The organism is Mycobacterium sp. ABE4_509 (genome assembly GCF_056160785.1).
Genome location: NZ_JBSWXU010000115.1, coordinates 1 through 17,514, shown reverse-complemented (window position 1 = coordinate 17,514; position 17,514 = coordinate 1). Strand labels below are relative to the sequence as shown.

Annotated in this window: 20 protein-coding genes and 1 pseudogene; 17 read left to right on the top strand and 4 right to left on the bottom strand. The window is 70.0% G+C overall.

Annotation, left to right across the window (positions count from 1 at the left end; all coding sequences use genetic code 11):
• The 3 genes and pseudogenes from ACXAID_RS20905 to ACXAID_RS20895 all read left to right on the top strand — a co-directional run.
• Window positions 1-333: pseudogene (locus tag ACXAID_RS20905) on the top strand (L-aspartate oxidase); the annotation flags it as partial.
• Complete coding sequence (gene nadC / locus ACXAID_RS20900) at window positions 333-1,190, top strand: carboxylating nicotinate-nucleotide diphosphorylase (RefSeq protein ID WP_475024122.1); 858 nt, start codon at window positions 333-335, stop codon at window positions 1,188-1,190. The pseudogene ACXAID_RS20905 and the gene nadC, both read left to right, overlap by 1 nt.
• A 3-nt stretch (window positions 1,191-1,193) precedes the next feature.
• Window positions 1,194-1,670 carry a hypothetical protein gene (locus tag ACXAID_RS20895; RefSeq protein ID WP_475024121.1) on the top strand — a complete coding sequence of 159 codons (477 nt, stop codon included), beginning with the start codon at window positions 1,194-1,196 and terminating at the stop codon, window positions 1,668-1,670.
• 3 nt (window positions 1,671-1,673) lie between these two features.
• On the opposite strand, the gene ACXAID_RS20890 is transcribed toward ACXAID_RS20895, so the two are convergent.
• Together ACXAID_RS20890 and ACXAID_RS20885 are read right to left on the bottom strand one after the other, a co-directional pair.
• Complete coding sequence (locus tag ACXAID_RS20890; protein ID WP_475024120.1) at window positions 1,674-2,312, bottom strand: LysE family transporter; 639 nt, start codon at window positions 2,310-2,312, stop codon at window positions 1,674-1,676.
• Window positions 2,313-2,324: 12 nt separating this feature from the next.
• Window positions 2,325-2,708 (bottom strand): nitroreductase family deazaflavin-dependent oxidoreductase, encoded by a 384-nt coding sequence (locus ACXAID_RS20885; RefSeq protein ID WP_475024119.1) that lies wholly within the window; start codon window positions 2,706-2,708, stop codon window positions 2,325-2,327.
• A gap of 35 nt (window positions 2,709-2,743) precedes the next feature.
• Between ACXAID_RS20885 and hisD the strand changes: the two genes are divergently transcribed.
• The 8 genes from hisD to hisI are packed head-to-tail and all read left to right on the top strand — an operon-like array spanning window position 2,744 to window position 9,162.
• Window positions 2,744-4,099 carry a histidinol dehydrogenase gene (hisD, locus tag ACXAID_RS20880; protein WP_475024118.1) on the top strand — a complete coding sequence of 452 codons (1,356 nt, stop codon included), beginning with the start codon at window positions 2,744-2,746 and terminating at the stop codon, window positions 4,097-4,099.
• On the top strand, window positions 4,096-5,223 hold the full coding sequence (locus tag ACXAID_RS20875; RefSeq protein ID WP_475024117.1) for a histidinol-phosphate transaminase: 1,128 nt from the start codon (window positions 4,096-4,098) through the stop codon (window positions 5,221-5,223). Before hisD ends, ACXAID_RS20875 begins: the two co-directional genes overlap by 4 nt.
• Window positions 5,220-5,846, top strand: a complete 627-nt coding sequence (gene hisB, locus ACXAID_RS20870) for an imidazoleglycerol-phosphate dehydratase HisB (RefSeq protein WP_475024116.1) — start codon at window positions 5,220-5,222, stop codon at window positions 5,844-5,846. The genes ACXAID_RS20875 and hisB overlap by 4 nt, the downstream gene beginning before the upstream one ends.
• The gene (gene hisH, locus ACXAID_RS20865; protein ID WP_475024115.1) at window positions 5,843-6,463 is read left to right on the top strand and encodes an imidazole glycerol phosphate synthase subunit HisH; all 621 of its coding nucleotides are present in this window, start codon (window positions 5,843-5,845) and stop codon (window positions 6,461-6,463) included. Before hisB ends, hisH begins: the two co-directional genes overlap by 4 nt.
• Before the next feature lie 5 nt (window positions 6,464-6,468).
• Window positions 6,469-7,218, top strand: coding sequence for a bifunctional 1-(5-phosphoribosyl)-5-((5-phosphoribosylamino)methylideneamino)imidazole-4-carboxamide isomerase/phosphoribosylanthranilate isomerase PriA (gene priA / locus ACXAID_RS20860; RefSeq protein ID WP_475024114.1), 750 nt, complete (start codon window positions 6,469-6,471; stop codon window positions 7,216-7,218).
• Window positions 7,215-8,033 carry an inositol monophosphatase family protein gene (locus ACXAID_RS20855; protein ID WP_475024113.1) on the top strand — a complete coding sequence of 273 codons (819 nt, stop codon included), beginning with the start codon at window positions 7,215-7,217 and terminating at the stop codon, window positions 8,031-8,033. Before priA ends, ACXAID_RS20855 begins: the two co-directional genes overlap by 4 nt.
• Window positions 8,030-8,815 (top strand): imidazole glycerol phosphate synthase subunit HisF, encoded by a 786-nt coding sequence (gene hisF, locus ACXAID_RS20850; protein ID WP_475024112.1) that lies wholly within the window; start codon window positions 8,030-8,032, stop codon window positions 8,813-8,815. Before ACXAID_RS20855 ends, hisF begins: the two co-directional genes overlap by 4 nt.
• Window positions 8,812-9,162, top strand: coding sequence for a phosphoribosyl-AMP cyclohydrolase (gene hisI / locus ACXAID_RS20845; RefSeq protein WP_475024111.1), 351 nt, complete (start codon window positions 8,812-8,814; stop codon window positions 9,160-9,162). The genes hisF and hisI overlap by 4 nt, the downstream gene beginning before the upstream one ends.
• Before the next feature lie 16 nt (window positions 9,163-9,178).
• Here hisI and ACXAID_RS20840 read toward each other — a convergent pair whose 3' ends face one another.
• Both ACXAID_RS20840 and ACXAID_RS20835 read right to left on the bottom strand, forming a co-directional pair.
• Window positions 9,179-9,979, bottom strand: a complete 801-nt coding sequence (locus tag ACXAID_RS20840) for an ABC transporter ATP-binding protein (protein ID WP_475024110.1) — start codon at window positions 9,977-9,979, stop codon at window positions 9,179-9,181.
• A gap of 7 nt (window positions 9,980-9,986) precedes the next feature.
• Window positions 9,987-10,451 carry a peroxiredoxin gene (locus ACXAID_RS20835; RefSeq protein ID WP_475024109.1) on the bottom strand — a complete coding sequence of 155 codons (465 nt, stop codon included), beginning with the start codon at window positions 10,449-10,451 and terminating at the stop codon, window positions 9,987-9,989.
• 32 nt (window positions 10,452-10,483) lie between these two features.
• Here ACXAID_RS20835 and ACXAID_RS20830 point away from each other — a divergent pair, with 32 nt between their 5' ends.
• The 6 genes from ACXAID_RS20830 (at window position 10,484) to lgt (ending at window position 17,392) form a co-directional block, all read left to right on the top strand.
• A complete protein-coding gene (locus ACXAID_RS20830; RefSeq protein ID WP_475024108.1) occupies window positions 10,484-12,043 on the top strand; it encodes an anthranilate synthase component I in 1,560 nt (519 codons plus the stop codon).
• Window positions 12,040-12,633, top strand: a complete 594-nt coding sequence (locus tag ACXAID_RS20825) for a TIGR02234 family membrane protein (protein ID WP_475024107.1) — start codon at window positions 12,040-12,042, stop codon at window positions 12,631-12,633. The genes ACXAID_RS20830 and ACXAID_RS20825 overlap by 4 nt, the downstream gene beginning before the upstream one ends.
• A 72-nt stretch (window positions 12,634-12,705) precedes the next feature.
• On the top strand, window positions 12,706-13,524 hold the full coding sequence (gene trpC / locus ACXAID_RS20820; protein ID WP_475024106.1) for an indole-3-glycerol phosphate synthase TrpC: 819 nt from the start codon (window positions 12,706-12,708) through the stop codon (window positions 13,522-13,524).
• Window positions 13,525-14,784, top strand: coding sequence for a tryptophan synthase subunit beta (gene trpB, locus ACXAID_RS20815; protein ID WP_475024105.1), 1,260 nt, complete (start codon window positions 13,525-13,527; stop codon window positions 14,782-14,784).
• A complete protein-coding gene (trpA, locus tag ACXAID_RS20810) occupies window positions 14,781-15,569 on the top strand; it encodes a tryptophan synthase subunit alpha (protein WP_475024104.1) in 789 nt (262 codons plus the stop codon). The genes trpB and trpA overlap by 4 nt, the downstream gene beginning before the upstream one ends.
• Entirely contained in the window at window positions 15,566-17,392 is a 1,827-nt protein-coding gene (lgt, locus tag ACXAID_RS20805; protein WP_475024103.1) for a prolipoprotein diacylglyceryl transferase, read from the top strand. Before trpA ends, lgt begins: the two co-directional genes overlap by 4 nt.
• The last annotated feature ends 122 nt before the right edge of the window (window positions 17,393-17,514 follow it).

Below are 17,514 nucleotides of genomic sequence, written 5' to 3'. Positions count from 1 at the left end.
GGCCCGGCGCGGGCGAGCACACCCGCGCCGACCCCGCGCGCGGTGGTGCCGCGCACAGAACTGCAACAGATGATGAGCCGGCACGCCGCGGTGGTGCGCACCGGCGACGGTCTGAGCCGGTGCGGCGATCTGCTGGGCGCCGGAGCCGCCCGGCCGCTGGGCTCCCGCCGCGACGTCGAGGACGCCGCGCTGACGGGCGTGGCCGGAGCGGTCGTCACCGCCGCCGCTGCGCGCACCGAGTCCCGGGGTTGTCATCACCGCGCCGATTTCCCCGACCTCGACCCGGCCCAGGCGCTCAGCCGCACGATGGTTCCCCAGGAGGCGGCCGGCTGATGCAGCTCACCGACACCGAAGTCACCGAGGCGCGGGCCGTCATCGCCCGTGCGCTGGACGAGGATCTGCGGTTCGGACCGGATGTGACCACGCTGGCCACGGTGCCGGCCGACGCCGTCACGACGGCGTCGATGGTCAGCCGGGAGCCGGGGGTGATCGCCGGCGGTGAGGTCGCGCTGATGGTGCTCGACGAAGTGCTCGGCGCCGACGGCTACCGGGTGTTGCACCGGGTGCCCGACGGGACCGAGCTCGATCCCGGCGGCGTGGCGCTGATGATCGAGGGGCCGACCCGGGACCTGCTGACCGCCGAACGCACGATGCTCAACCTGGTGTGTCACCTGTCCGGGATCGCGACGGCGACGGCCGCCTGGGTGGAGGCGGTGTCCGGCTCACACGCGAAGATCCGCGACACCCGCAAGACCTTGCCGGGGCTGCGTGCGCTGCAGAAGTACGCGGTGCGCGTCGGGGGCGGGGTGAACCACCGGATGGGTCTCGGCGATGTGGCACTGATCAAGGACAACCACGTCGCCGCCGCCGGATCGGTCGTGGCCGCGCTGCGGGCCGTGCGGGCCGCCGCACCGGATCTGCCCTGCGAGGTCGAGGTGGACTCCCTCGAACAACTCGACGAGGTCCTCGACGAGGGCGCCGAGCTCATCCTGCTGGACAACTTCCCGGTCTGGCAGACCCAGATCGCGGTGCAGCGCCGCGACGCGCGGTCCCCGCACACCGAGCTGGAGTCCTCGGGCGGGCTGGCCCTGCCCAACGCCGCCGAGTATGCGGGCACCGGGGTGGACTACCTGGCCGTCGGCGCGCTGACCCATTCGGTGCAGGTGCTGGATCTGGGGTTGGATCTGTAGACCGTGGACAAGTCCCCGGGACGCCCGGTGCTGCCGGTCGCCGCGTTCGCGGTCGCGTCGCTGTCTCTGGCGCTGTCGGTGTACACGTTGGTCCGCCAGCCCGACAGCACACCCGAATACACCCAGGAGCAGCGTGACGCCGCCAGGGCCAGCCTCTGCGCGGCGTTCGACACGGTCCGCACCGGGGTGGCCACCAACACCAACCGCGAACCGCCCGGCGGCCCCGGTGACATCGCCGGCGCCCTGGCGGCCGCGGCCAACGCCCGGGTGGCGCTGTTCGACGGCGGGCAGTATCTGCTGGCCAGGATGGACCCGGCGACTCCCGAGGACCTCGCCGTCGCGATCCGCGGGTTCGCCGGCGAACTGATGGACATCGGTGCGGCGGCGACTGCGGGGGTGCTCAACACCGATCCGGTGCAGGCGGGCCGGCTCGAACGGGCCCAGGCCGCCAGCGCTGCGATCAGCGGCCTGTGCGGCTGACCCTCACACCGGGGCGGGGCCGCGGCGCACCAGCGCCAGCACCACCGCCGCCGTGGCGAACAACCCGGAGAACACCCGGTTGAGGATCGTCTGCTGGCGCGGTGTGCGCAGCCACGTCAGCAGCCGGACGGCCAATCCGGTGTAGACGCCCATGACGACCAGATCCACCGCGACCATCGTCGCGCCGATTGCCGCGTACTGCGGCAGCAGCGGCGCGGTCGGCACCACGAACTGCGGCATCACCGCCAGGAAGAAGACCAGCGCCTTCGGGTTGGTCGCGTTGACCAGGAAACCGCGCACCAGCAGCGAGGATCGTCCACCGGCGACCGCCCGGTCCACCTGCGTGCCGAGATCGACGGTGACGGTGCGCCATTGGCGCACCGCCAGATAGACCAGGTAGGCCACGCCCAGCCACTTGATGACGGTGAACGCCAGCACCGAGTTGGCCACCGCGGCCCCGAGACCGATCGCGACCAGCGCCAACTGCAGCATCAGGCCCACCTCGAGACCGACGATGCTCCAATAGCCGCGCTTGATGCCGTGCGTCGCCCCGGTCGCCATCGACTGCACGGCGCCCGCGCCCGGAGACACCGCGATCACGACGGCCGCACCGAAGAACGCCAACCACATCTGCCAGGTCACGGCAGCAGTGTGTCAGCTGATGTCGGCGACGAACACCGCAATATTCTTCGCCTGGCGGCGGGCCATCGCCGGCAGCGCGGCCACCCCGTCGCCGTTGGGCACGATCCGCGGGTTGACGATGTGGACTTCGTCACGGAACAGCTGGACGTCGGCCTCACCGGCGGCCAGGATGTTCTTGGCCCAGTCCGTCTGGCCGTGGCCCAGCACGACGGCGAGCTGGTCACCCGTGCGGTAGGCCGTCACCACCGTCTCGTAACTGCGTCCGGACGTGCGACCTCGATGTTTGATCAGCGACAGCCCGGGCACCTTGCCGCCCAGCGGCTTGATCACCGGGTTGAAGTACTTGATCTGGATCCGGTCGAGCCACTCCGGGAACATCCGCGGCAAATCCGACATGACGCCTCCAAATCGATTTGGCCTGCTCTGGGACAATGGGCAGCGTGACTGTATCGCCAGGGCCTCTGCGACGCATCGATCTGCGTGGCACCACGCTGTCGGCGGCCGGGCTGCGCGGCGCGCTGCCCCGCGGCGGGGTGGACGTCGACGCCGTCCTTCCCAAGGTCAAGCCCATCGTCGAGGCGGTCGCCGAGCGCGGCGCGCAGGCCGCCCTGGACTACGGCGCGTCCTTCGACGGGGTCAGGCCGGACCGGGTCCGGGTGCCCGCCGGGAAGCTCGAGGAAGCGTTCGGTTCGCTCGACCCGGATGTGCGCGTCGCCCTCGAGGTCGCGATCGACCGAGCCCGCGCGGTGCACGCCGACCAGCGCAGGACCGATACCACCACCACGCTGGCCCCCGGCGCCACGGTGACCGAACGCTGGGTGCCGGTGGAGCGGGTCGGGCTCTACGTGCCCGGCGGCAACGCCGTCTACCCGTCGAGCGTCGTGATGAACGTGGTGCCCGCACAGACCGCCGGGGTGGACTCGCTGGTGATCGCCAGCCCACCGCAGGCCGCCAACCCGGCCCCCTTCCAGGGCCTGCCGCATCCCACGATCCTGGCCGCCGCGGCACTGCTCGGGGTCACCGAGGTGTGGGCGGTCGGCGGTGCGCAGGCGGTCGCCCTGCTGGCCCACGGCGGCACCGACACCGACTCCGGCGAGTTGGCCCCGGTCGACATGATCACCGGACCCGGCAACATCTACGTCACCGCCGCCAAGCGGATCTGCCGCTCTCAGGTCGGGATCGACGCCGAAGCCGGCCCCACCGAGATCGCGATCCTGGCCGACCACACCGCCGATCCCGGACACGTCGCCGCCGACCTGATCAGCCAGGCCGAGCACGACGAGATGGCCGCCAGTGTGCTGGTGACCACCAGCACCGCGCTGGCCGACGCCACCGACGAGGCGCTGGCCCGCCAGCTGGAGACGACCGTGCACCGTCAGCGCGTCACCACCGCGCTGAGCGGCCAGCAGTCGGCGACCGTGCTGGTCGACGACATCGACGCCGGAATCCGCACCGTCAATGCCTACGCCGCAGAGCACCTCGAGATCCAGACCGCCGACGCCGCCGACGTCGCCGCCCGGATCCGCTCGGCCGGCGCCATCTTCGTGGGCCCGTGGTCGCCGGTGAGCCTCGGTGACTACTGCGCGGGCTCCAACCACGTGCTGCCCACCGCGGGCTGTGCCCGGCACTCCAACGGCCTGTCGGTGCAGACGTTCCTGCGCGGCATCCACGTCGTCGACTACACCGAGGCGGCGCTCAAAGACGTGTCCGGATACGTCATCACGCTGGCGCAGGCCGAGAATCTGCCCAGTCACGGCGAGGCGGTGCGCCGGAGGTTCGAGCAGTGACCACATCCGTCCCCAGCGGCACCCCCGGGGTGGCGGTGACGCTGGATGACCTCCCACTGCGCGAGGACCTGCGCGGCAAGTCCCCCTACGGGGCGCCGCAGCTCGCGGTTCCGGTGCGGCTGAACACCAACGAGAACCCGCACCCGCCGACACGGGCGCTGATCGACGACGTCGCCGACTCGGTGCGGGCGGTCGCCGGCGAGCTGCACCGCTACCCGGACCGCGACGCGGTGGAGCTGCGAACCGACCTGGCGGCCTACCTGGGCGCGCAGACCGGGGTCGCCGTCGGAGTCGAGAACGTCTGGGCCGCCAACGGTTCCAACGAGATATTGCAGCAGCTCCTGCAGGCGTTCGGTGGCCCCGGCCGCAGCGCCATCGGTTTCGTGCCGTCCTACTCGATGCATCCGATCATCTCCGACGGCACCCAGACCCGGTGGCTGGTGGCCAACCGCGCCGACGACTTCAGCCTCGACCCGGGTGTCGCGGTCAGCGCGATCAAGGAGCACAACCCGGACATCGTGTTTCTGGCCAGCCCGAACAACCCGTCGGGGCAGAGTGTTCCGCCGGCTGACCTGCGCCACCTGCTGGATGCCATGACGGGCGGCCTGATGATCGTCGACGAGGCCTACGGTGAATTCTCCTCGCAGCCCAGCGCGATCGGGCTGCTGGACGACTACCCGACCAAACTGGTCGTCACGCGCACCATGAGCAAGGCGTTCGCCTTCGCCGGGGGGCGGCTGGGCTATCTGATCGCCGCCCCGGCGGTGATCGAGGCGATGCTGCTGGTGCGGCTGCCGTATCACCTGAGTTCGGTGACCCAGGCCGCGGCCCGCGCCGCGCTGCGCCATGCCGACGACACCCTGGCCAGCGTCGCCACCTTGGCCGCGGAGCGCGACCGGGTCTGCGCGGCGCTGACCGAGCTGGGTTTCCGTGTCATCCCCAGCGACGCCAACTTCGTGTTGTTCGGTGAATTCGCCGACGCGCCCGGCGCCTGGCAGCGTTACCTTGACGCCGGGGTGCTGATCCGCGACGTCGGGATCCCCGGATTCCTGCGCACCACCATCGGTCTGGCCGAGGAGAACGACGCGCTGCTGGAAGCCAGCGCCCGGATAGGAGCATCGTGAACGAGCCGGTACGCCCCACCCGCCGGGCGAAGATCGAGCGCAAGACCAAGGAATCCGACATCGTCGTGGAACTCGACCTCGACGGCACCGGGCAGGTCAGCGTGGACACCGGTATCCCGTTCTTCGACCATATGCTGACCTCGCTGGGCAGCCACGCCAGCTTCGACCTGACGGTCAAGGCCACCGGCGACATCGAGATCGAGGGCCACCACACCATCGAGGACACCGCGATCGTGCTGGGGCAGGCCCTGGGGCAGGCGCTGGGCGAGAAGAAGGGCATCCGCCGCTTCGGTGACGCGTTCATCCCGATGGACGAGACACTCGCGCACGCCGCGGTCGACGTGTCCGGGCGGCCCTACTTCGTGCACTCCGGCGAGCCGGACTATCTGGTCGAATTCACCATCGCCGGTTCCTCGGCGCCGTATCACACGGTGGTCAACCGGCATGTGTTCGAGTCGATGGCGTTCAACGCGCGTATCGCGCTGCACGTGCGCACCCTCTACGGGCGCGACCCGCACCACATCACCGAGGCGCAGTACAAGGCGGTGGCCCGGGCACTGCGTCAGGCGGTGGAGTACGACCCGCGGGTGACCGGCGTGCCGTCCACCAAAGGCACCCTGTGACACACAAACTCGTCGTCCTGGACTACGGCTCGGGCAATCTGCGCTCGGCCCAGCGCGCCCTCGAACGCGTCGGGGCCGAGGTGGAGGTCACCGCCGACCCGCAGGCGGCGATGGATGCCGACGGACTCGTGGTGCCCGGCGTGGGGGCCTTCGAGGCGTGCATGACCGGGCTGCGCAAGATCGGCGGCGAGAAGATCATCGCCGACCGGCTCGCGGCCGGCCGCCCGGTACTCGGTGTGTGCGTGGGCATGCAGATCCTGTTCGCGCGGGGCGTTGAGTTCGGTGTCGAGACCACCGGCTGCGGGCAATGGCCGGGCGCGGTGATCAGGCTGGACGCACCGGTGATCCCGCACATGGGCTGGAACGTGGTGGACGCGCCGGCCGGCAGCGTGCTGTTCCGCGGCATGGACGCCGACACCCGCTTCTACTTCGTGCACTCGTATGCCGCCCAGCAGTGGGAGGGCGACGCCGACGCGCTGCTGACCTGGGCCACCCACCACGTGCCGTTCCTGGCCGCGGTGGAGAACGGCGCGCTGTCGGCCACCCAGTTCCACCCCGAGAAGAGCGGCGATGCCGGCGCCGAATTGCTGTCGAACTGGATCGGGGCGCTAAGTTGAGCCCCGTGAATGCCACCGCACCCAAGCTCATCCTGCTGCCCGCCGTCGACGTGGTCGAAGGCCGCGCGGTACGGCTGGTGCAGGGCCAGGCCGGCAGCGAGACCGCCTACGGTTCGGCGCTCGATGCGGCGATGACCTGGCAGCGCGACGGCGCCGAGTGGATCCACCTGGTGGACCTCGACGCCGCCTTCGGTCGCGGATCCAACCGCGAACTGCTCGCCGAGGTGGTCGGCAAGCTCGACGTCGCGGTGGAACTGTCCGGCGGTATCCGTGACGACGACTCGCTGGCCGCCGCGCTGGCCACCGGGTGCGCCCGCGTCAACCTGGGCACCGCCGCGCTGGAGAACCCGCAGTGGTGCGCCAAGGTCGTCGCCGAACACGGCGAGAAGGTGGCCGTGGGTCTGGACGTCAAGATCTCCGACGGGGACTACCGCCTTCGCGGCCGCGGCTGGGAGACCGACGGCGGCGACCTGTGGCCCGTGCTGGAACGCCTTGACTCCGAAGGTTGTTCGCGATTCGTCGTCACCGACGTGACCAAGGACGGAACGCTCAACGGACCGAACCTGGAGCTGCTGGGATCGGTGTGTGCGCGTACCGACGCTCCGGTGATCGCCTCGGGTGGGGTCTCCAGTCTCGATGACCTGCGCGCGATCGCGACGCTGACAGAGCAGGGCGTCGAGGGCGCCATCGTCGGGAAGGCGCTCTACGCCGGACGGTTCACGCTGCCAGAAGCGCTCGGCGCGGTCGGCTCGTGACGGCGGACCCGGGGGAGCTCGCCGAGCTGCTCGCCACCGCGGCGGGGGTGCTCGATGCGGTCTCGGCGCAGTTCATCGCCGGAATCGGGGCCGACTCGGCGGTCGCCAAGCGGGGTAACGACTTCGCCACCGACGTCGATCTCGCGATCGAGCGGCGGGTGGTGGCCGAGCTCACCCGCCTGACCGGAATCGGCGTGCACGGGGAGGAATTCGGCGGTGAACCGCTCGATGCCGAACGGGTGTGGGTGGTGGACCCGATCGACGGGACGCTCAACTATGCCGCCGGCTCACCGATCGCGGCGATGTTGTTGGCGCTGCTGGTCGACGGCGAGCCGGTGTTGGGCCTGACCTGGTTGCCGTTCATCGGGCAGCGCTACACCGCGATGGTCGGGGCGCCGGTGTTGTGCAACGGCGAGCCGTTGCAGGCGCTGCGCCCAGCCGAGCTGTCGGACTCGGTGATCGGCGTCGGAACCTTCAACATCAATTCGCGCGGGCGCTACCCGGGCCGCTACCGGTCGGCCGTGCTGGGCAACCTCACCAGCACCAGCTCCCGGGTGCGCATGCACGGCTCCACCGGCATCGACTTCGCCTACGTGGCGGCCGGGATCCTGGGTGGGGCCGTCAGTTTCGGTCACCACGTGTGGGACCACGCGGCCGGGGTGGCGTTGGTGCGGGCCGCCGGGGGTGTGGTCACCGACCTGGCCGGCCAGCCGTGGAACATCTCGTCGCCCTCGGCCGTGGTCGCCGCACCGGGCGTGCACGAGCAGTTGCTGGAGGTCATCACCTCGACCGGCATTCCGGAGGACTACCTGTGAAGATCAGCAGCGACGTCGCGACCCGGGTCATCCCGTGCCTGGATGTCGACGACGGCCGGGTGGTCAAGGGTGTGAACTTCGAGAACCTGCGTGACGCAGGTGATCCCGTCGAGCTCGCCGCGGTGTACGACGCCGAGGGCGCCGACGAGCTGACCTTCCTCGATGTGACCGCGTCGTCGGCGGGGCGGGCCACCATGCTGGAAGTGGTGCGCCGCACCGCCGAGCAGGTGTTCATCCCGCTGACCGTCGGTGGCGGGGTGCGCTCGGTCGCCGACGTGGACGTGCTGCTGCGGGCCGGCGCGGACAAGGTGTCGGTCAACACCGCGGCGATCGCCCGCCCGGAGCTGCTCTCGGAGCTCTCCCGCCAGTTCGGTTCGCAGTGCATCGTGTTGTCGGTGGATGCCCGCACCGTGCCCGGCGGTGCGGAGCCGACGCCGTCGGGGTGGGAGGTCACCACCCACGGCGGCCGCCGCGGCACCGGCATCGACGCGGTCGAATGGGCCACCCGCGGGGCTGAACTCGGTGTCGGGGAGATCCTGCTGAACTCGATGGACGCCGACGGCACCAAGGCGGGGTTCGATCTGGCGATGCTGCGCGCGGTGCGCGGTGCGGTGACGGTGCCGGTGATCGCCAGCGGCGGCGCCGGTGCGGTGGAGCATTTCGCCCCCGCCGTGCTTGCCGGGGCCGACGCGGTGCTTGCGGCCAGTGTGTTCCATTTCCGTGAGCTGTCGATCGGCGAGGTGAAGGCGGCCATGAAGGCCGAAGGGATCACGGTGCGGTGAGCGCGCTGGATCCGTCGATCGTGCAGCGGCTCAAGCGGGACGCCAACGGCCTGTTCACCGCGGTGGTTCAGGAACGGGGGACCGGCGCGGTGCTGATGCTCGCCTGGATGGACGACGATGCGCTGGCCCGCACGCTGGAAACGCGTGAGGCGACCTACTATTCGCGATCCCGCGGTGAGCAGTGGATCAAGGGCGCCACCTCCGGGCACACCCAGTACGTGCACTCGGTGCGGCTCGACTGTGACGGGGACGCCGTGCTGCTCGAGGTCGACCAGGTCGGCGGCGCGTGCCACACCGGCGCTCACACCTGCTTCGACGCCGATCTGCTGCTCGGTCCCGAATCCTGAGCCAGGGCTGCCGGCGTCAGACGTCGATGATCCGGGTGGCCTTGGCCCGGGCGGTCCACCGGCCCTCGTCGTAGCCGACGCTGACCGGATGGGAGAACGCCGCCGAGACGTTGTCGGTGGTCAGGGTCTGGCGCGCCGGTCCCGCCGCGACGGTGCGTCCCTCGGCGATCAGCAGCGCATGGGTCGTCGTGGTGGGGAGTTCCTCGAGGTGGTGTGTCACCAGGATCGATGCCACCTCGGGGTGGGTCTCGTCCAGCGCATCGATGGTTTCCAGGAGCTGTTCGCGCGCCGCCACATCCAGCCCGGTGGTCGGCTCGTCGAGCAGCAGCAGGCGGGGCTCGGCGATCAACGCCCTGGCGATCAGGGTGCGGCCGCGTTCGCCCTGCGACAAGGTCGGCCACACGTCGTCGGCCTTGTGCGACAGCCCGACGGCGGTCAGCATCGCCTCGGCCCGGTCGAGTTCGGCGGCCGTCGGCGTCCACCGCATCGGGGTGTCGATCGTCGCGGTGATCCCGGTCAGCACGATCTCGCGCACCGTCAGCGAATACTGCAGCCGGTGGCGCGGGTTGACGTGGCCGATCAGCCGCCGCACCTCGGTGAGGTCAACCCGCCCCATTTGCTGGCCGAGTACCCGCACCGTGCCCGAGGTCGGGAACGTGACCGCGGCGCAGAAGCCCAGCAGCGTGCTCTTCCCGGCCCCGTTGGGGCCCAGCAGCGCCCAGTGCTCGCCGGGCTGCACCGTCAGCGAGATCCCGTCGATGATCTGCTTGCCGGCCCGGCGAAACGTCACCTCGGACAGGTCGAGTACCGGTGTCATCGCGGGCCTACGCCGGTTTGCGCTGACGCAGCACCTCGAGTGCCTTGTCGGCATGGGTGTCCATGCTCAGCTCGCTGGCGATCACCGCGAGCACGGTGGCGTCGGTGTCGATGACGAACGTGGTGCGCTTGACCGGCATGAACTTGCCCAACAGCCCGCGTTTGACCCCGAACTGGGTGGCCACCACGCCGTCGGTGTCCGACAGCAGCGGGTAGTCGAACTTCTGCTGGTCGGCGAATTTCGCCTGCTTGTCGACGGGGTCGGCGCTGATGCCGACGCGGCCGGCGCCGACGGCGGCGAATTCGGCGGCCAGATCCCGGAAGTGGCACGCCTCCTTGGTGCAGCCCGGGGTCATCGCCGCCGGGTAGAAGAACAGCACGATGGGTCCGTCGGCCAGCAGCGCCGACAGCGTGCGGGTCGTCCCCGTCTGGTCTGGAAGTTCGAACTCGGCCACCCGATCACCACGATTCATGATTCCCAAGGTACTTCTGGGAGAATGTCGGCGTGCAGACGACCGCCGACCCGCCCTCCGGCTCTTCGCGCGAGCGCTCATCACATGCCGCGACGACGTCGCGTGCGGACTTCCGGGCGCTGGCCGCCGAGCATCGTGTGGTGCCGGTGACCCGAAAGGTGCTCGCCGACAGTGAGACGCCGCTCTCGGCGTACCGCAAGCTCGCCGCGAACCGCCCCGGCACGTTCCTGCTGGAGTCCGCGGAGAACGGCCGCTCGTGGTCGCGGTGGTCGTTCATCGGCGCCGGTGCGCCGTCGGCGTTGACGGTGCGTGACGGCGAGGCGGTCTGGCTGGGCACGATCCCCCGGGACGCGCCGGCCGGTGGCGACCCGCTCGAGGCGCTGCGCGACACGCTGGCGCTGCTCGAGACCGCCCCGCTGCCGGGTCTGCCGCCGTTGTCGTCGGGGCTGGTCGGCTACTTCGCCTACGACATGGTGCGCCGCCTGGAGCGGCTGCCCGAACTGACCGTCGACGATCTGGGCCTGCCCGACATGGTGCTGCTGCTGGCCAGCGATGTGGCGGCCGTCGACCACCACGAGGGCACGATCACGCTGATCGCCAACGCGGTCAACTGGAACGGCACCGACGAGCGCGTGGACTGGGCCTATGACGACGCGGTGAGCCGCCTCGATGTGATGACCGCCGCGCTGGTCGAGCCGCTGAAGTCCACGGTGGCGACCTTCAGCAGGCCCGCGCCGGTGCACCGGGCCCAGCGCACCGTCGAGGAGTACACCGCGATCGTCGACAAGCTGGTCGGCGACATCGAGGCCGGCGAGGCGTTCCAGGTGGTGCCCTCGCAACGCTTCGAGATGGACACCGCGGCCGATCCGCTGGATGTCTACCGGATGCTGCGGGCGACCAACCCCAGCCCGTACATGTACCTGCTCAACGTGCCCGACGAACACGGCGGCCTGGATTTCTCCATCGTCGGATCGAGCCCGGAGGCGCTGGTCACCGTCTCCGACGGTCGCGCGACCACTCACCCGATCGCCGGCACCCGGTGGCGCGGGGAGACCGAGGAGGAGGACCTGCTTCTCGAAAAGGACCTGCTCGCCGACGACAAGGAGCGGGCCGAGCACCTGATGCTGGTCGACCTCGGGCGCAACGATCTGGGCCGGGTGTGCCGCCCGGGCACGGTCCGGGTGGAGGACTACAGCCACATCGAGCGTTACAGCCACGTCATGCACCTGGTGTCGACGGTGACGGGGCTGCTCGCCGACGACAAGACCGCGCTGGACGCCGTCACCGCGTGTTTTCCGGCCGGGACGCTGTCGGGAGCGCCGAAGGTGCGGGCGATGGAACTGATCGAGGAGGTCGAGAAGACCCGCCGCGGGCTCTACGGCGGAGTGCTCGGATACCTCGACTTCGCCGGCAACGCCGATTTCGCGATCGCGATCCGCACCGCGTTGATGCGCAGCGGTGTCGCCTACGTGCAGGCCGGCGGCGGTGTGGTGGCCGACTCCAACGGCCGCTACGAGTTCAACGAGGCCTCCAACAAGGCCCGCGCGGTGTTGAGCGCGATCGCCGCGGCGGAAACGTTGAGTGAGCCGTGACCAGGGTCGGCCAGCTGGCCCTGGTGGTGGCCGCCGGCGCGCTGTGGGTGGCGTCGCGGATGACCTGGGTGCAGATCACCTCGTTCGACGGCCTCGGGCATCCGAAGACCGCCGACCTGAACGGCGCGACCTGGTCGACGGCGTTGATCCCGCTGGCCCTGTTGGTGCTGGCCGCGGCCGCGGCAGCGCTGGCGTTGCGCGGATGGCCGCTGCGGGTGTTGGCCGTCTTGGTGGCCGCGGCCAGCGCGGGCATGGGCTACCTGGCCATCAGCGTGTGGGTGGTGCAGGACGTCGCGGTGCGTGCCGCCCGCCTCGCCGAGGTGCCGGTGGCCGATCTGCTGGGTACCGAGCGCCACTTCGCCGGTGCGTCGCTGACCCTGGTCGCGGCTTTGCTGTCACTTCTGGGGGCGGTGCTGCTGATGCGGTCGGCGGCCCGGGGCCGCGACGACGTCGCTCGCTACCGCCGGCGCCCGGAGGCGCCGGCCGATCGCCCGTCGGGAGAGATGTCGGAGCGGATGATCTGGGATGCCCTCGACGAGGGGGCGGATCCCACCGTGGACCCCGTGAAACGGGACAGTAAGGGGCGGTGACGGACGATGCGGCAGTGGCGGCTACCCTTCGATAAGTATCGAAGGTCTGGCCGGGGAAGGGAAGCGACACCTATGGGTTCGGCGACCGTGCTCGACTCCATTCTGGATGGGGTCCGTGCCGATGTTGCTGCTCGCGAGGCCGAAGTCAGTCTGGCTGAGGTCAAGGAGCGGGCCCAACGCGCACCTGCACCGCTGGATGTGATGGCCGCGCTGCGAGCCCCGGGCATCGGGGTGATCGCGGAGGTGAAGAGGGCCAGTCCGTCCCGCGGCGAACTTGCCGAGATCGGTGATCCCGCCGCGCTCGCCCGTGCCTACGAGGACGGCGGCGCGCGCGTGATCAGCGTGCTCACCGAGCAGCGGCGGTTCAACGGCTCACTCGACGACCTGGACACCGTCCGTGCCTCGGTGTCTATTCCGGTGTTGCGCAAGGACTTCATCGTCCGGCCGTACCAGATCCACGAGGCCCGGGCGCACGGTGCCGACATGTTGCTGCTGATCGTCGCGGCGCTGGAACAGCCCGTGCTGGTGTCGTTGCTGGAGCGCACCGAGTCGCTGGGGATGACGGCGCTCGTCGAGGTCCACACCGAGCAGGAGGCGGACCGGGCGCTGCAGGCCGGTGCCTCGGTGATCGGGGTGAATGCCCGTGACCTGAAGACCCTCGAGGTCGACCGGGACTGCTTCGCCAGGATCGCGCCGGGGCTGCCGAGCAACGTCATCAGGATCGCGGAGTCGGGGGTGCGGGGCACCGCCGATCTGCTGGCCTACGCCGGCGCCGGTGCGGACGCCGTCCTGGTCGGGGAGGGCCTGGTCACCAGCGGTGACCCGCGCGGCGCGGTCGCCGACCTGGTCACCGCCGGTACGCATCCGTCGTGCCCGAAGCCCTCGCGTTAAGTGACTGAGGTCACCGGCCCTGATCTGCCGCGCGCGAGCGCGGCGGTCGCCGAGCCCACCGCGCACGATCCGGACGCCCGGGGACACTTCGGGGTCTACGGCGGACGGTTCGTCCCCGAGGCGCTGATGGCTGTCATCGAGGAGGTGACCGCCGCGTACGAGAAGGCCCGCGGCGATCAGAACTACCTCGACGAACTGGACCGGCTGCAGCGGCACTACGCCGGACGGCCGTCACCGCTCTACGAGGCCGAAAGGCTCAGCGACCACGCCGGCGGCGCACGGATCTTCCTGAAGCGAGAAGACCTCAACCACACCGGATCCCACAAGATCAACAATGTGCTCGGGCAGGCTCTGCTGGCCCGCCAGATGGGCAAGACGCGGGTCATCGCCGAAACGGGCGCAGGCCAGCACGGGGTGGCCACCGCGACGGCCTGTGCGCTGATGGGGCTGGAATGCGTGATCTACATGGGTGCGGTCGACACCGCCCGCCAGGCTCTCAACGTCGCTCGGATGAGGCTGCTCGGGGCCACCGTGGTGGCGGTCGAGTCCGGGTCGAAGACGCTCAAGGATGCCATCAACGACACGTTCCGGGACTGGGTGACCAACGCGGAGAGCACCTACTACTGCTTCGGGACGGCGGCCGGACCGCATCCGTTCCCGATGATGGTGCGCGACTTTCAGCGGGTCATCGGACTCGAGGCGCGGGCCCAGATGCTCGATCAGGCCGGACGGCTTCCCGATGCCGTGACCGCGTGCGTTGGCGGGGGTTCGAACGCCATCGGCATCTTCCACGCGTTCATCGACGACCCCGGCGTGCGGCTGGTCGGATACGAAGCGGCCGGTGACGGTGTCGAGACCGGTCGGCACGCGGCGACCTTCACCGGCGGCTCACCGGGCGCATTCCAGGGGTCGTTCTCCTACCTGCTGCAGGACGAGGACGGCCAGACCATCGAATCGCATTCGATCTCTGCGGGTTTGGACTATCCCGGCGTCGGCCCGGAGCATGCCCTGCTCAAGGACATCGGCCGGGCGCAGTATCGCCCGATCACCGACACCGAGGCGATGGATGCCTTCTCGCTGCTGAGCCGGGCCGAGGGGATCATCCCCGCGATCGAGTCCGCGCACGCGGTGGCCGGCGCGCTGAAACTGGGCCGCGAACTGGGAACCGGTTCGATGATCCTGGTGAACCTGTCCGGGCGGGGTGACAAGGACGTCGAGACCGCCGCGAAGTGGTTCGGCCTGATGGAGGACGGCACGTGAGCCGGCTCGCCGCTCTGTTCGACTCGTGCCGCCAGGAGGGCCGGTCCGCGCTGATCGGCTATCTCCCCACGGGTTTTCCCGACGTCGAGACCTCCATTTCGGCGATGACCGCGCTGGTCGAGTCCGGCTGCGATGTGATCGAGGTCGGCATCGCCTACTCCGATCCCGGCATGGACGGTCCGACGATCGCGGCCGCCACCGAGGTGGCGTTGCGCGGGGGTGTACGCGTTCATGACGCGTTGCGGGCCGTCGAGGCGATCAGCAACGCCGGCGGACGTGCGGTTGTCATGACCTACTGGAACCCGGTGCTGCGCAAGGGGGTCGACACCTTCGCCCGCGATCTGGCCTCGGCGGGCGGGCTCGGCATGATCACCCCGGATCTGATCCCCGATGAGGCCGACGAGTGGCTGGCCGCATCCGATGAGCACGACCTGGACCGCATTTTCCTGGTGGCGCCCTCGTCGACGCACGAACGTCTGGCCGAGACCGTGCAGGCCACCCGCGGGTTCGTCTACGCGGCCTCGACGATGGGTGTGACCGGGGCACGTGACGCCGTCTCGAACATGGCGCCCGAGCTGGTTCGCCGGGTCAAAGAAGTGTCCGACATCCCGGTGGGGGTCGGTCTGGGTGTGCGGTCCCGCGAGCAGGCGGCCGAGATCGGGGCCTACGCCGACGGAGTCATCGTCGGGTCGGCACTGGTGTCCGCGCTCAAGGTGGGCATTCCGGAGATGCGGGCTCTGACCGTGGAGCTCGCCGAGGGCGTGCGGCAGAGGATCCCTGCGTGACGACGACGGTTCTCGCGTACATCCCGAGTCCCGCCCAAGGTGTCTGGCAGCTGGGACCGTTGCCGATCCGCGCTTACGCCCTGTTCATCATCACCGGCATCATCGCCGCCTTGCTGATCGGTGACCGGCGGTGGATCGCCCGGGGCGGGGAACCAGGCGTCATCTACGACGTCGTCCTGTGGGCCGTTCCGTTCGGGCTGGTCGGTGGGCGGCTCTACCACGTCATCACCGACTGGCGGAAGTACTTCGGCGAGGACGGCGCCGGCTTCATCGGCGCGCTGCGCATCTGGGACGGCGGGCTCGGTATCTGGGGCGCGGTCGCGCTGGGAGGCATCGGTGCGTGGATCGCGTGCCGGCGCCGCGGTATCCCGTTGCCGGCGTTCGGTGACGCGATCGCGCCGGGAATCATTCTCGCGCAGGCCATCGGGCGGCTCGGCAACTATTTCAACCAGGAGCTCTACGGCCGTGAGACCACGGTGCCGTGGGGTCTGGAGATCTATGAGCGGCGCAACGCCGCCGGTGCGCTGGACAACCTGAACGGGGTGTCGACAGGGCAGCTGCAGGCGATCGTCCACCCGACATTTCTCTACGAGCTGCTCTGGAATCTGCTGGTCTTCGCCGCGCTGATCTACATCGATCGCCGGTGGCGGATCGGGCACGGGCGACTGTTCGCGATGTACGTCGCTGGGTACTGCCTGGGCAGGTTCTGGATCGAGCTGATGCGCAGCGACGAAGCCCAACTGCTGGCCGGCATTCGGATCAACTCGTTCACCGCGACGTTCGTGTTCATCGGTGCCGTCGTCTACATCATGGCCGCACCGAAGGGGCGGGAGGCCCCGGAGACTCTGCGTGGCGCGGCAGCCGGGGAGCCCGCCGTCGAAGAGGCCGTCAAGCAGGTGGCCGTGGCCTCCGGCGCGGGCGTTGTCGCCGCAGCCAAGGCGGTCGAGACGGAGTCCCCGCCGCCACCAGCGGAAGCCGGCACAGCCGAGCCGGAACCTGAGTCGGGTCCCGAGCCCGCGGTCGTCGGCGACGAGGCGGGGGAGCCGGCCGAACAGGATCCGGACGCCGAACTCGCCGCTCAGCTCGAGCAGGCCGCCGAGGCGATGGCTGCCGAGGCTGCGGTGCGGCTTGGTGCGCCGGAGCCGGAGGAGCTGGCTGCTGGGGCCCAGCAGGCTCCGGACGTCCGCGGGTCCGTCGCCGAAGCGGCTGAGGAGTCTGAGGCTGCCAAGCAGCCCGCTCGTCGGATACCGCCGTTCGACGCGGAGGCCGACGCGGAACTGGCCGAGCAACTCGAGCTGGCGGCAGATGCGATGGCAGGGCTCTGGGAGGGGACCACCCCCGTCGAGGCGCCCGAGGCGGGCGACGCCGAGTCCGAGCCTGAGGCTGGGTTGGGGTCGGTGGACGGTGGTGAGGTGGCTGCGGCTGCTGAGGATGCCCCGGTTGTTCATGATGAGGCTGTTGCCGGTGAGGTTGAGGCCGGTGAGTTGGCTGAGCAGGTTGAGGGGGAGGCCGGCAGCGCTGCCGGTGAGGATGCTGACGCCGGTGAGTCCGAGCCTGAGGCTGGGTTGGGGTCGGTGGACGGTGGTGAGGTGGTTGCGGCTGCTGAGGATGCCCCGGTTGTTCATGATGAGGCTGTTGCCGGTGAGGTTGAGGCCGGTGAGTTGGCTGAGCAGGTCGAGGGGGAGTCCGACCGCACGGCAGGCGATGACTCCGACGCCAAGAATGAGCAGACGTCCAGAGATACGGAAAAGCACTCCCCGGAAGACGATTCCGAGTCCGGTGGCAGAGTTCGCCAGTGGCTCAGGCAGCGCCGCAACCGCTGAACGGTAACCCATAGCGGGCCCATTCCGACGGCCGAACTTGTCGGACCCTTCTGGCAGTATCGAACACATGTTCGACACTGATGGGGCGGTGGGGTGTATCGAGGAGATGGCTTCGTCGGTGC